Source organism: Puniceicoccus vermicola, assembly GCF_014230055.1.
Taxonomy (GTDB): domain Bacteria; phylum Verrucomicrobiota; class Verrucomicrobiia; order Opitutales; family Puniceicoccaceae; genus Puniceicoccus; species Puniceicoccus vermicola.
Window position 1 is genome coordinate 142,733 of sequence record NZ_JACHVA010000138.1, and the last position, 12,330, is coordinate 155,062.

The 12,330-nt window shown below is 56.2% G+C and carries 12 protein-coding genes; 3 read left to right on the plus strand and 9 right to left on the minus strand.

What is annotated here, in order from left to right; translation table 11 throughout:
- Nucleotides 1–13 precede the first annotated feature (13 nt).
- From H5P30_RS20160 to H5P30_RS20190, 7 genes are all read right to left on the minus strand, one after another.
- Entirely contained in the window at nt 14–817 is an 804-nt protein-coding gene (locus H5P30_RS20160; RefSeq protein WP_185694723.1) for an inositol monophosphatase family protein, read from the minus strand.
- On the minus strand, nt 814–2,064 hold the full coding sequence (locus H5P30_RS20165) for an aminotransferase class III-fold pyridoxal phosphate-dependent enzyme (protein WP_185694724.1): 1,251 nt from the start codon (nt 2,062–2,064) through the stop codon (nt 814–816). The genes H5P30_RS20160 and H5P30_RS20165 overlap by 4 nt, the downstream gene beginning before the upstream one ends.
- A 45-nt stretch (nt 2,065–2,109) precedes the next feature.
- A complete protein-coding gene (locus H5P30_RS20170) occupies nt 2,110–2,847 on the minus strand; it encodes an RluA family pseudouridine synthase (RefSeq protein WP_185694725.1) in 738 nt (245 codons plus the stop codon).
- Nucleotides 2,844–3,920: a hypothetical protein gene (locus tag H5P30_RS20175; protein ID WP_185694726.1), complete on the minus strand. Its 1,077-nt coding sequence runs from the start codon at nt 3,918–3,920 to the stop codon at nt 2,844–2,846. The genes H5P30_RS20170 and H5P30_RS20175 overlap by 4 nt, the downstream gene beginning before the upstream one ends.
- A gap of 61 nt (nt 3,921–3,981) precedes the next feature.
- Nucleotides 3,982–4,527, minus strand: a complete 546-nt coding sequence (locus H5P30_RS20180) for a hypothetical protein (RefSeq protein WP_185694727.1) — start codon at nt 4,525–4,527, stop codon at nt 3,982–3,984.
- A gap of 8 nt (nt 4,528–4,535) precedes the next feature.
- Complete coding sequence (locus tag H5P30_RS20185) at nt 4,536–5,723, minus strand: AAA family ATPase (RefSeq protein WP_185694728.1); 1,188 nt, start codon at nt 5,721–5,723, stop codon at nt 4,536–4,538.
- Between the two features lie 257 nt (nt 5,724–5,980).
- On the minus strand, nt 5,981–6,550 hold the full coding sequence (locus H5P30_RS20190; RefSeq protein WP_185694729.1) for a Maf family protein: 570 nt from the start codon (nt 6,548–6,550) through the stop codon (nt 5,981–5,983).
- Nucleotides 6,551–6,985: 435 nt separating this feature from the next.
- Here H5P30_RS20190 and H5P30_RS20195 point away from each other — a divergent pair, with 435 nt between their 5' ends.
- Nucleotides 6,986–7,585: a class I SAM-dependent methyltransferase gene (locus H5P30_RS20195; protein WP_185694730.1), complete on the plus strand. Its 600-nt coding sequence runs from the start codon at nt 6,986–6,988 to the stop codon at nt 7,583–7,585.
- Between the two features lie 284 nt (nt 7,586–7,869).
- Nucleotides 7,870–8,208: a hypothetical protein gene (locus tag H5P30_RS20200; protein WP_185694731.1), complete on the plus strand. Its 339-nt coding sequence runs from the start codon at nt 7,870–7,872 to the stop codon at nt 8,206–8,208.
- 908 nt (nt 8,209–9,116) lie between these two features.
- On the opposite strand, the gene ilvD is transcribed toward H5P30_RS20200, so the two are convergent.
- Complete coding sequence (gene ilvD, locus H5P30_RS20205) at nt 9,117–10,961, minus strand: dihydroxy-acid dehydratase (RefSeq protein ID WP_185694732.1); 1,845 nt, start codon at nt 10,959–10,961, stop codon at nt 9,117–9,119.
- 344 nt (nt 10,962–11,305) lie between these two features.
- Between ilvD and H5P30_RS20210 the strand changes: the two genes are divergently transcribed.
- Nucleotides 11,306–11,779, plus strand: a complete 474-nt coding sequence (locus H5P30_RS20210; RefSeq protein ID WP_185694733.1) for a TspO/MBR family protein — start codon at nt 11,306–11,308, stop codon at nt 11,777–11,779.
- A gap of 23 nt (nt 11,780–11,802) precedes the next feature.
- Here H5P30_RS20210 and H5P30_RS20215 read toward each other — a convergent pair whose 3' ends face one another.
- Nucleotides 11,803–12,318 carry a hypothetical protein gene (locus H5P30_RS20215; protein WP_185694734.1) on the minus strand — a complete coding sequence of 172 codons (516 nt, stop codon included), beginning with the start codon at nt 12,316–12,318 and terminating at the stop codon, nt 11,803–11,805.
- Nucleotides 12,319–12,330 lie beyond the last annotated feature (12 nt).

Here is a 12,330-nt window from a genome sequence, read left to right on the forward strand (position 1 = left end):
CAGTCTCGCTCGACTATCGGAACGAAATGATCGATTCCATTCGGCGAAAGAACTCCTCAGTTCCTGCCATGTAGGGAGTCGCCTCCATTTCCGGATCAAAAGAACGCAGTGGAAACGGCGACTCTCCGAGAAATCGGCAAACGGTTTGGGTCTCGGGAAAGAAGGCCATGAACGCCGCGATATCCCAGACTTTCACCCGGTAATCAATCGCGCCTTCAAGAAAGCCGAGAGCGACGTAAACACCCTCCATGGTTCCCGATCCGAGTGACCGGACACGCTCCCGATTCATCAGTGGGGTCAACCGCTCCACCTCTGCCTCAGGAATCGGGAACTGAAGCCCGATCGGCGTGTGCCCTCCCGCTTCCGGAGGACGCGGCTTCAGGGGTCGATCCTCTTCGAAAAGACCGCGGCCGGCCCCTCCGTGAATCAATCGGTTTCCGGCGTAGTCATAGACCCAGCCGTAAACCGGAAAACCATTCTCCAGTAAGGCCAGAGAGATCGCACAATTGGGTAAGCCGATGGCGAAATTGTTTGTTCCATCCACGGGATCGAGCACCCAGCTAAACCGAGCCTTGAGCTCCCGCTTGCCATCCTGCCCCGATTCCTCGCTGCAACCGTCATCGTCGGGAAATGATTCCTCGATTCCCGCGAGAATCCGATCCGATATCCCGTGATCGGCCTCCGTCACTCGGCTCCGGTCCACCTTCCACTCGCTATCGACTGAAGCAAATGAGTCGCGGAAGAAAGGAATCTCGCGGCGCACCCACTCGGTTCCCTTCTCGATTCTCCGAGCCATCTCCTGGCTCACCTCGCTCATGCCTTTTCCCCGGCTTCCGACATCTCGCGGAGGCATTCGGTAGCGATTGCCACCGCCTCGTCGATCGACTTCTCGTCGTGCGCCGCACTCAAGAACCAATTGTGATGGGGATGAAAGAACGCTCCTTTGCGAACTGCCTTACCACAGAAGCTCTGGGCCAGACGCAAATTCTGGTCTCCTTCGAAGAACGGGTATGGCGCTGCCCTCGGCCCCGAACATTGCAGAACATATCCATGCTTCGCTGCCGCTTCCGTCAATCCCCGGCAAAGTCGATCTCCAATGGCTTCGATTCGCTCAGGCACCTTGTCGCGTTCAATGATCGTCAAGCAGGTCGCCGCCGCCGCCATGGCGTCTGCGTTATTCCAGTAACTTCCAGTCAAAAAGACTTTTGCTGCTGCCGTTTTCAGGGAATCCCTTCCCACGGCTGAAGAAATCGGAAATCCGTTCCCCATTGCTTTACAGTAGCAGGCAATGTCCGGCTCAAAACCAAAACGACGATGGGAACCGCCAGCATGCAACCGGAATCCAGTCCGAATGTCGTCGAGAATTATGACAATCCCCCGCCGATTACACTCAGCCTGGACCTTGGTGAGAAATCCGTTCTCCGGCATCTCAGAAGCCGCAAAAGAAGGATGGTGGTAAGGGGTGACGAACACGCCGGCAACTTGATCCCGGAGGCTGTCCAGCATCCCGACCAGAGAATCGAGCTTATTCCATTCGAAGCGGTGAATATGCTCGCGGTCTTCTTCGATAATGCCCCCATACCCCGGAGCGCACCAAGCGTCGATCCCGTGGTAAGCGCCCTTCAACATAAGAATCTTTTTTCTTCCCGTCGCTTCACGCGCCACCTGTAGGGCCCATGTCGTTACGTCGGAACCGTTCTTGGCGAAGACCGCCCAATCTGCAAAATCCACCCGCTGGACCATCAACTCCGCGAGCTCGACAAACCCGCGCGAGGGCACGTTGAAAAGATTCCCTTTCGCCTTCGCCCGAGCTGCCGCTTCCTCCACTTCCGGATGCTGGTGGCCAAGAACAATTGGGCCAAAGCCACACATAAAATCCAGATACTGGTTTCCATCAACATCGGTAAACCGGCATCCTTCAGCCGATTCCGCGAAGTAGGGAAAAATCCCGGGCAGCCCTGCAGCCGGACTCGTATGACCGTAAATCCCTCCGGGCACGACCTGGAGGGCGCGCTCGAAGAGCGAACGCGATTCAGAAAGACGGGAATCAAAAAAAGAGGACACGCGAAAAGTTATTCAAAATTAAAATCACCCACTCCCAATCCGGAATCAGGTATTCGGGAAAAGTTCAGAAAATTCCTCAGGCGGCGTCGAGACAACCCTGATCTTGCGACCTTCCCGCCTCCAGCTGAGCTCAGTCGCGTGGAGGAAAAGTCGTTGGGTGCTGTGCTTGCGCCGGAAGGCCCGGTTTGCCCCAAAGTCCCCATAGTTTCGGTCTCCAATAATCGGGAGCCCGTGCTTGGCAGCCTGCACTCGGATCTGATGCGTCCGGCCCGTTCCAGGCTCCAGTTTCAAAAGACTCAGGGGGATGCCATCGCGACGAAAACCGACCTCACTCCCGGCCGTCTCGGCGCGCATCCCATTTCCTCCTACCCGGACGCGGAGCTTGCCCTCTTCATTGCCCCGCACCAACCGGTCCTTCCAAACAAAGGTCCGGCTTCGGGGGCGTCCAGCGACCACGGCTCGATAGGTCTTGTGAATCCGACCCTCTTCGAACGCCTTGATAAACCAGTCCGCTTGATCGGCCAGCGCCAATAATAGAATCCCCGACGTCGGACCGTCGAGACGATGGCACAAACGGATCTCCGGGAAATCACCATCTGGAGCCCCGAACACTTCCGTCTCATCGGACCACGGCAATGACAGGACCGCTCGATCCGCATCCTTCGGTCCATTCGGATGAGAGAGAACCCCAGCGGGCTTGTTCACGGCGACCCAATCCTCGCCGGAGATCAATACCTCGACCCCCTTCATCCACGGCAATTTTTTCCAATCCTGTTCCTTCATCGATAATGAAAAGTAATCTCGACCCGGGTCTCGTCCCCCAAGGTTCGAATCATGTCGTCGGTCCAGACACCGTACGGAGCCCGGGCGTAAATTGCATCGAGGCAGATCATTGATCCCAGCTCGCTCGAGGTCGATTTTTCGATCTTGGCCTTCGACACCGAACCCGTCTTGTCGATGTAGAAGACAACCGCCACCGAGGAAAAAGTGGAATCCGCCCCCAGGGATACTTCCCGGATCAGCCGGTGCCACTCCGCCTGAATCGCCTCCAGAGCCCGCTGCGTGTACTCCCCATAATCCGTCAGGCGGGAATTTACCCCCATCTCTCCCTGCCGCGAAGCACGGGCCTTCGACTGGTTCAGCGGGGCCAACAAAACCTCCGCCCCGACCTTCTTGCGCGGCAACGGCCGGGCCGCCGGATTATTCATCGAGGGGGATTCGCTCTTCTCCGGCTTTTTCTGAGGACCATCATCAAGAACGATCGACCCAGGCTTGCGTCGCTCCTCCTCAGGATCGGTCTCCTCTCCTTTGGACGCTTCGGGGATCTCGGTCCCCGCCCCTTTCTCGGACGACTGAATCCATTCCGGCGTCTCGCGCTCCACTCGCGGGGCAAGATCACCGACCGTGCCGCCCGATTCCTGCGCGGGAGGACTCTCCGTGGCCGCCTCACTGTAGACCCCAGGCTTCAAGCGCTCGCTCGTATCGCCCCGCTCCAAAAAGGTCTGCGACTCCTGCTCAGAATCATGCTCGGGAAAATCCGATTCGCTGGACGGATCGGGCTCCGGCTCGGCTGCCTGCTGATCCCTCGCCCCGAAATTCACCGTATCGTCGGGCGGATTCGAGGGCAGATTCGGATTCGCCTCCACGAACCGGTGTTCATACGGCTCCACATAGACCTCCATCTCCCGATTCGCCTTCTTCTCTGCGGGACTGCGGACCGCCAGTTGATCAAAGCTCGAATCCAACTTTTTCGCCACCGTCCAATTGATCAACAGCGAGGCCACCACGGCGAGAATCCACACCACCGTTTTTGCAACAGGCTTCCGCCCGCCGACCTCTCCGAACCAATCCGTCATGACAAGAGAACATCCTTATCCAGCAACCGGATTCCCTCAAGGGAAGAAGTTGGGTTGTTTTTTACGATTTATCTAGTCCGAGAAATGAACTCACTTCGATCAGGATAGGGTGCGAGCCCATCTTCTCGTCCAAAAGTGACTCGGGAAAAAGTTCCTCACGCTTTTGCTTAAAGTGCTTACGAACCTGATCACGACTGCCAAGATACTTATCCTGGAAATGCTTTTTCAACCTATCTGAAGTCTGTTTCCCCTTTGGCAACAGATCACCTAGCAAGTCCAGCAGTAGACCTTCCAGACACTGGGGCGCAGAAAAGGCGACCTTGATACTCGGATACTCCTGCAAAATCGCCTCGGCATCCGCATCCAGCCCCTTGTCCTGATCAATCAAGACCAGTGCGCCTGTCTCACTACTTCCCGTAACGAGATACTTCTTTTTAAGTTCGAGGAGGACGCTGCCCGCCGAGCCGCCATTTCCATTCCCAACCGTAATTTTCTTTTCAGCCAGACGCCCTGAGTAGACCCGCTTAATTTGTTCCAGAAAAAGTCCTTCGGTCGGGCCTTCTACAAAAAGAATGAGAGGCGTTCGAACTACTCTTGTAGATGCCATATCTCCGCCTAAAACGCCACCACCTCAGGTTCAGGGATGGCACCGTAACGCCCCGAGTTGTAGTTGGCAAAGAAGTTCTCCTCACGCCGCACTCCCCTGAGGCTATCGAGCCGGAACGCTTCGCTCACGCAATCTTCCCGCTTTTCTACCAGATAGATCTGCTCTTTCTGCAGATGGTTTAGCATCTCGACATGGTGACAGGTAAAGAACAACTGCGCCTCTTTCTTGTTGATCTCCGGATCCGTGAACAGACTCAAGATCGTCGGAATCAAATGCGGATGCAGATCCGACTCCATCTCGTCAATTGCAGCAATATCACCAGAGGTCAAAACGCGGATAAAGGCTTCAAAGAGCATGAAAAGTCGCCGTGTTCCGGACGATTCCTGATGCGCCGGCAAGCTGAAGATTCCCTTTGGCCCACTGTGTTGAAAGAAAACAAGAAAACTCTCACGCGCATCATCCTTCTCTGTTTGCAGCCGCACAGGCTCAATTTTGAAATCTACAATCCCGATATCAGCGGCGGTCAACAACTCACGCAGCGCATCGTGATGTTCCGGATGCTTGTGGAAGAACTCCGAGCACCTGAAGATATCCGTGGTCAGCCCTTCGGCAGGCAAATCACGCTTTCCTCGGCGACCCACATTGGTCGCAACCTGTCCCAACGAATCCAAGACATGCTGAAATTCCTTGCGCCCTGCCTGTACACCGGCCGCCAACATCGACGCATTGGGACGATCCGTAAGAGCCTTACGCAACAGCTGTACCTCGGTAAACTCCTCAAAACTACGTAAATGTAAGGAACCGTCCTTCGCGAACTTACGCACTAGGATCTGCCGAAATTGCCCGGTCTCCGGCAAATAGCGCTTCAGAATCTCCTCATTCACCTTTTGAGGTGTTACGCTGAGAGAATAGAGGAATCGGCGGCCCTTGCCCTCAAATTCTAACTCGAAGGTGGCAGGCTCTTCATCGGGTTCACTGCAGGCAAATCGATCTACGGGGATTTCTTCCTCTGGTTCCAGATGCTTGTACGAGCCATGAATAAAAAAGGAGACAAAGGACAGGGCTTTCAATAAGTTCGTCTTCCCCGAAGCGTTCGGCCCGAAAACCCCTGTCAGCAGCGACAACTTATCACCATGAGCGGAATCCACAAATGAACCGTCCGTCGGTGTTCTAGGCGAGGCCGTAAAATCAACCACCGTCTCTTCGTAGAACGAACAGAAGTTCGAGAATGCGAATTTGCGTATCATATTCGGACAACATACCACACAAGAAGGGAAACATTGAAGATTATTTGCATTTTTTTCTGCAAAATTCGCCAAATTTCGCATGAATTTCAAATTTCCGTCACTGAAAAGGAGATCGGGGAACTTTCGAAATCAAGAACGAAGGCGACTCATCTTCCTCGAATTACACAGCGGTATTCTCTGCAAAACGACGACCTAATTGATACCCTCTAAACTTCCAAACGCCTCAAAGCCTCCAAAACCTCCTCCAATGGCAGGCCGATCACGTTCGACCGTGAGCCGGAGACCGACTCCACGATGCGGCTGCCCTGATCCTGAAGAGCGTAGGAACCGGCTTTGTCCATGACCGGAACGTCTCGGATGTAGGCCCGGATGTCCTCATCCGAAAGCTCACGGAACTTGACCCGAGTGGAAACCGAAAAGACTTCCCGTTGCCCCTCGGCACCAATGAGGCAGACTCCCGTATGGACTTGATGCTCCTGCCCCGCCAACGAACGCAGCATGGCAAAGGCTTCGTCCTCATCCTTGGGCTTCCCGAGAACCCGATCGCCCAAGGCCACCACCGTATCAGATCCGAGAACCGACTGCCCCGGAAACCGGCCAGCCACCTCGGACGCTTTCAGCTCCGCATTATGGCGAACGATAAAAACCGGATCCCCCACAGGATCCTCATGCTCCTCAACCTGAGCAGGTTCGATCCGAAAGGAAACCCCCGCCTCCCGCAAGAGGTCGCTTCGCCGCGGTGAGGCCGAAGCCAGAATCAATCTCGAATCCTTCATAGCTCTCACCGTACCGAAAATCCCCCGAGTGAAAAGCCCGGAGACGAACCTCGTGGCCACGTCCGCCAATCCGCGTTAACGTCCTGCCTTGAGGAAGTGCGAGCTCGCAGGTGGAAAGATACACGGTCCGATCCAACGCGCGGGAGCAAGATGCTCCCATCACCCTACTCTCCCCCGTGCTCGCAGAAGGGGAACTACATTGGTTGATTGAGACTCCTCCCTTGCTTGCAGGGGAGGGGGACCAGCGCTAGCTGGTGGAGGGGTTCCGGCTCAGTCCTACTATCTGCAATCAAGCCTCGTAACCCACCTTCCCAACTTCTCCCGTTCCCTCGCCCATTCGACCCTCACCCCATAAGACCCACGCCCCAAAAGAATTAAACTTTCGCAAAATCTCAGCTTTTCCCTACCCTCTACCAACACGGAACGTCTCATATTATGGACCCGAAAAAACTAGCCCAAAGCTACGATCAGATCGCCGACCACTGGAACGGGGAAGAATTCAACAGCGACAACGGACTCCCGCAACATCGTCGTGCTCTCCAGTTTGTCCGGAATCCTGGCTTGGCCCTCGACATTGGCTGCGGCTCCAGCGGGCGTTTCATCGATCTCCTCCTGGGGGAGGGATTTACCGTCGAGGGCTTAGACCTCTCCAGTCGGATGATCGATCTCTCCCGCAAGCGTCATCCCGAGGTGACCTTCCATCACGCCGACATCACAAAATGGAAAATCCCCCAGCTCTATGATTTCATCACCGCCTGGGACAGCATTTGGCACATGCCTCTCACTGCCCACGAATCTACTCTCCGGAAAATTCTTCAAGCTCTCAAACCCGGAGGAATCTTCATCTATACCGCGGGAGGTCTGGATACCCCCGGTGAAAAATACGACTCCAACATGGGGCCCGAAGTCTACTACAGCGTCTTGGGAGTGCCCAAGAACCTTGCCATTTTCACCGAAGAGGACTGCGTCTGCCGTCACCTCGAATACGATCAGTATCCAGAATTACACCTCTACTTTATCGTTCAGAAAAAGTAGTCTGGGATTTCTTTCGATCCTCCCACACCTTACAGCAAACGGATGCCGGCCGTATACCCGCAAGAGAGAGCAGGATGCTCTCACTACTTTGCCAACTTTCGGCGTCTTCAATCGAGCGGCAAGAAGGGACCCGGATACTCCCTTCCGATCCAACACAGACGGAGCGCACCCGTTCCACGACCTTCGGGCCGCGCCCGAATTCTCCATCTCTCCCTTGATTCCCATGAAGATATCGGAAGAATACCCTCAAAACCAAAACTGAAACCTTTACGCACCATACCGCTATGCCCATCGCTCATTGCATCGTCAGCCCGACCGCCCTCAACAGTGCTGCTCACGGCAGCGACCCCGTAGAAAACTGGGCCCAACTCTCCGAGGAATCCGCCGACGAAATGACCATCACTCTGGTCAAGCGGGAGCAGCAATACGGCAAGGCTTATCACATCATGGCCCTACTCTACCTTCCTTCGACCTGGTCGGAGGACAAGGCTATCAATCTGAAGCTCAGCCTCGCCACAGCCCTCGCCAACCACTTCAGCATGCCGGTCTCCGAGGTTTTCGTCATCGCCCGCACTCTCGAAAGCGGAGAAGCCGTCGAGAACGGGGAAATCGTAAATTGGTAAAGGGAGGTTCGGTTTTCCGGTTATCGGTTCGGGTTGCACCCTGGGTGAGAACGGGCCGCAGGAGACTCGCTCATTCCGAGAAAATCGATTGGGAACCGCAAATCGAGAGCTGGAAGCTCTCGCTACTTTGAAGCTCACGTCCTCGGATGACTTCCCCGGCATTCTCATAGAATCTTGTCGTGAGGACTCTAAGGAAGATCAACATCTCCAGACCACCCGCCAGTCACGCCTCCACACCGAAACAACCCAGACCACTCGAAATCCAAGATCGATTCGACCGAACGACTGAAGTCATTCGGGAAGGTCTCTCCCGTTCTCGCATCACTTTAGTCGTGCGATCCCCTTCATCACGAGCTCGGGATACGCAATCTCCCGCACCAACGGTGCAAAATCCGTCAGCCCGGGGCAACGCCCCGGGAAACCTCCCCTCCCCGCTATCTCGAGCCCTGAAAGGGCGCAACTCCCCACGCCCTCCCGATCCAATTTCTGCCGCAACAGGGTTACGCCCTTTCAGGGCTATCCATTGGGGAAAAACCCCGAAACCCAGGGTGTTGCCCTGGGCTTTCGGATGGGTGCGCCTTTGGCGCGCTGGACTCTGCAAAGCTCGTAGTCCTGATGTAGAGGCCAGGTCGTTTTCACCGCCAGAGGCGCAGCTGAAGCTGCGGCCCTACTTTTTTACCGACGGACGAGAGGTAGGTAAGTTACTGCAAAGCCATAGTGTGATCCGTCAATCCATCGCTCCGCTCACGAGCTCGGGATACGCAATCTCCCGCACCAAAGGTGCAAAACTCGTCAGCCCGGGGCAGCGCCCCGGGAAACCTCCCCCTCCCCGCTATCTCGAGCCCTGAAGGGGCGAAACTCCGCCCTACCGCACTCGTTCGCGCGCGAGCAGGATTTCCCCGTTACCTTCAAATCGCGTCCAACTTGGACAGATCCCGGACCGCTCCTTGGTCGGCGCTCGTGGCCAGCATTGCGTAGCTCTTCAGAGCATAGGAAACAGCCCGGTCGCGGTTTTCCGGTTTCCATCCTTGGCTTTCGCGATTTGCCCGGCGTTCAGCCAATACGCTTTCTTCCAAGACGATCTCGATGGATCGCTCCGGAATATCAATGCGGATCAAATCACCGTCCTCGATCAGGCCGATATTGCCCCCACTGGCAGCTTCGGGCGAAACGTGCCCGATCGACAGACCCGAAGTTCCCCCGGAAAAGCGTCCATCCGTGATCAAGGCACATTGCTTGCCGAGGCCTTTGGATTTGAGGTAGGAAGTCGGATAGAGCATTTCCTGCATCCCCGGTCCTCCCTTCGGACCTTCATAGCGAATAATGACCACATCGCCGGCCTTCACCTCATCCTTCAGTATCCCCGTCACGGCATCGTCCTGGCTTTCGAAAACCTTGGCGGGTCCTTCAAACTTCAGGATCTCCTTATCGACACCTGCGGTTTTCACAATGCATCCGTTTTCGGCCAGATTTCCGAAGAGAACCGCGAGCCCACCGTCCTGACTGTAAGCATGAGCCAAGTCCCGAATGCAGCCCTCGGATCGATCACTGTCGACCTCCGGCCAACGGCAATCCTGACTAAAGGCCTCGGTCGTCCGAATCCCCGCAGGTCCGGCACGATAAAACTCAATCGCTTTCGTATTCTCCGGATTGGTGATGTCCCACTCTGCCAACACATCGGCCAAGGTCTTCCCGGCCACGTGGCTGACGTCCGTATGAACGAGTCCCGCTTTGCCGAGCTCGTTCAATATGCCGAGGACTCCGCCTGCCCGGTGGACATCCTCCATGTGATACTTCGGCATCGACGGCGCGACTTTGCACAGGTGCGGAACCCGTCGCGAAAGACGGTCAATATCCGCCATGGTGAAATCGACCTCGCCTTCCCGCGCCGCGGCGAGGAGGTGGAGAACCGTGTTCGTCGACCCCCCCATGGCGATGTCGAGAGTCATAGCATTCTCAAAGGCGCGGAAGCTGGCGACATTCCGGGGCAGCACCGAGTCGTCGTCCTCCTTGTAATACCGATGACACAAATTGACGATTCGCTTCCCTGCGTTTTCAAACAGCTCCTTGCGATCCGCGTGAGTCGCCAACATGGAGCCATTCCCCGGCTGCGAGAGTCCAAGAGCCTCGGTCAGGCAGTTCATCGAGTTGGCCGTGAACATCCCCGAGCAGGAGCCGCAGGTCGGGCAAGCCGAACGCTCAACCTGTTCGGTCTGGGCATCGGAGACCTGCGGATCGGCAGCCTGCACCATGGCATCGACCAAATCGAGCTTCACCTCCTGATCGGCCAACCGAGTCTTCCCCGCCTCCATCGGCCCGCCGGAGACAAAGACCACCGGAATGTTCAGCCGCAGCGAAGCCATCAGCATCCCCGGAGTGATCTTGTCACAGTTTGAAATGCAGACCATGGCGTCGGCGCAATGGGCGTTGACCATATACTCGACGGAGTCGGCAATCAGCTCCCGTGAGGGTAGCGAATAGAGCATCCCTCCGTGTCCCATGGCGATCCCATCATCGACAGCAATGGTGTTGAACTCCTTGGCCACACCTCCGGCCTCCTCAATGCTACGGGCCACCAGCTGCCCCATATCCTTGAGGTGTACGTGGCCGGGCACGAACTGGGTGAAGGAATTCACGACGGCGACAATCGGCTTCCCGAAGTCCCCATCGGTCATACCGGTCGCCCGCCACAATGCGCGCGCACCCGCCATGTTTCTTCCTGCCGTGGTAGTCGTTGAACGAAGTTTAACCATCTCTCTGCTTGTCTAAAATTTGAAAATCTCCCGACCACATCCACACTCCTAACCAGAGCGCGAACGCCGGGACGAATCGTCTACAATGGGATTTTCAGGTCCTGAGAACAAACCAAAAAACCGGACCCGATCTTTGGAGCTTCGGAGTGCAACGACCCGTGCGGGGAGTTTTCGAACGAAACGATCTGACTGCCCTCGGTGTTTCGGAAGCGCAGCGCGTCAGCCTGCGTGCGGACCCCCAAAGAATGTTCCGAGAGCACAGCCAGATCGGCTCCTCGTCTCCTCCAATTTCCGAACGAGGAGGTTTTACAAACCTCGTAAACTGACTCTACTCTCCAGTAACCATGCGAAACTGGATCACTCTTCTCTTCTTTCTCCTCGCCGCCTTCGCAGTCGCTGGCATCGGCGGCTACGCGACGGCGTCCAGTGTTCAGGAATGGTATCCCGATCTGACCAAACCTTCTTGGAACCCTCCGAAGTGGGTCTTCGGTCCCGCCTGGACCCTTCTCTTCATTCTCATGAGCGTCGCGATTTGGCGGGCCTGGAGCCGATGCCGCGATCAAGGGCAACCTTCCCGCTCCCTCCTCGTTCTGCACGGAATCCAACTCGGACTGAACGCTCTCTGGTCGATTCTCTTCTTTGGACTCCGTCGCCCCGACCTCGCCCTCATTGAGATCTTCGTCCTCCTCCTCTTCCTTCTCGCCCTCCAAGTCCGACTCTTCCGCATCGACCACACCGCCGGCTGGCTCTGGTCCCCCTACCTCGCCTGGGTCTCTTTCGCAACGACCCTGAATTTCGCCATTTGGCACCTCAACTGAGAGCCCGCGGGCCCTACTCCGAGTCAAAAGTCCCATCGATTTCCAGCTCTCCCCGTAGTCGAGAGCTTTAGCTCCCCGACCGTAGGAGCAGGCCCCGCAATCCGGAAATCGGCGGCTAAAGCAGCCGGTCCTTGGAAGAATTCGTCGCAACCATGGGCCGTCATGTACCCTGGCACCGCATCCGAAAAAGTACTTCCATGGATAAAGGCAAAGTAGTGAGAGCTTCCAGCTCTCTCACCCGTAGGAGCGGCCGCCTCAATCCGGAAATCGGCTGCTAATGCAGCCGGTCCTTGGAAGGATTCGTCGCAACCATGGGCCGTCATGAACCTTGGCACCGCATCCGAAAAAGTACTGCCATGGATAAAGACAAAGTAGTGAGAGCTTCCAGCTCTCTCACCCGTAGGAGCGGCCTCCGCAATCCGGAAATCGGCTGCTAATGCAGCCGGTCCTTGGAAGGATTCGTCGCAACCATGGGCCGTCATGAACCTTGGCACCGCATCCGAAAAAGTATGGCACCGCATCCGAAAAAGTACTGCCATGGATAAAGACAA

Coding starts and splice junctions, on each gene's coding strand:
- H5P30_RS20160 (WP_185694723.1), bottom strand. CDS start 817: ATGAGCGAGGTGAGCCAGGAGATGGCTCGGAGAATCGAGAAGGGAACC.
- H5P30_RS20170 (WP_185694725.1), bottom strand. CDS start 2,847: ATGAAGGAACAGGATTGGAAAAAATTGCCGTGGATGAAGGGGGTCGAG.
- H5P30_RS20175 (WP_185694726.1), bottom strand. CDS start 3,920: ATGACGGATTGGTTCGGAGAGGTCGGCGGGCGGAAGCCTGTTGCAAAA.
- H5P30_RS20180 (WP_185694727.1), bottom strand. CDS start 4,527: ATGGCATCTACAAGAGTAGTTCGAACGCCTCTCATTCTTTTTGTAGAA.
- H5P30_RS20190 (WP_185694729.1), bottom strand. CDS start 6,550: ATGAAGGATTCGAGATTGATTCTGGCTTCGGCCTCACCGCGGCGAAGC.
- H5P30_RS20195 (WP_185694730.1), top strand. CDS start 6,986: ATGGACCCGAAAAAACTAGCCCAAAGCTACGATCAGATCGCCGACCAC.
- H5P30_RS20200 (WP_185694731.1), top strand. CDS start 7,870: ATGCCCATCGCTCATTGCATCGTCAGCCCGACCGCCCTCAACAGTGCT.
- ilvD (WP_185694732.1), bottom strand. CDS start 10,961: ATGGTTAAACTTCGTTCAACGACTACCACGGCAGGAAGAAACATGGCG.
- H5P30_RS20210 (WP_185694733.1), top strand. CDS start 11,306: ATGCGAAACTGGATCACTCTTCTCTTCTTTCTCCTCGCCGCCTTCGCA.
- H5P30_RS20215 (WP_185694734.1), bottom strand. CDS start 12,318: ATGGCAGTACTTTTTCGGATGCGGTGCCATACTTTTTCGGATGCGGTG.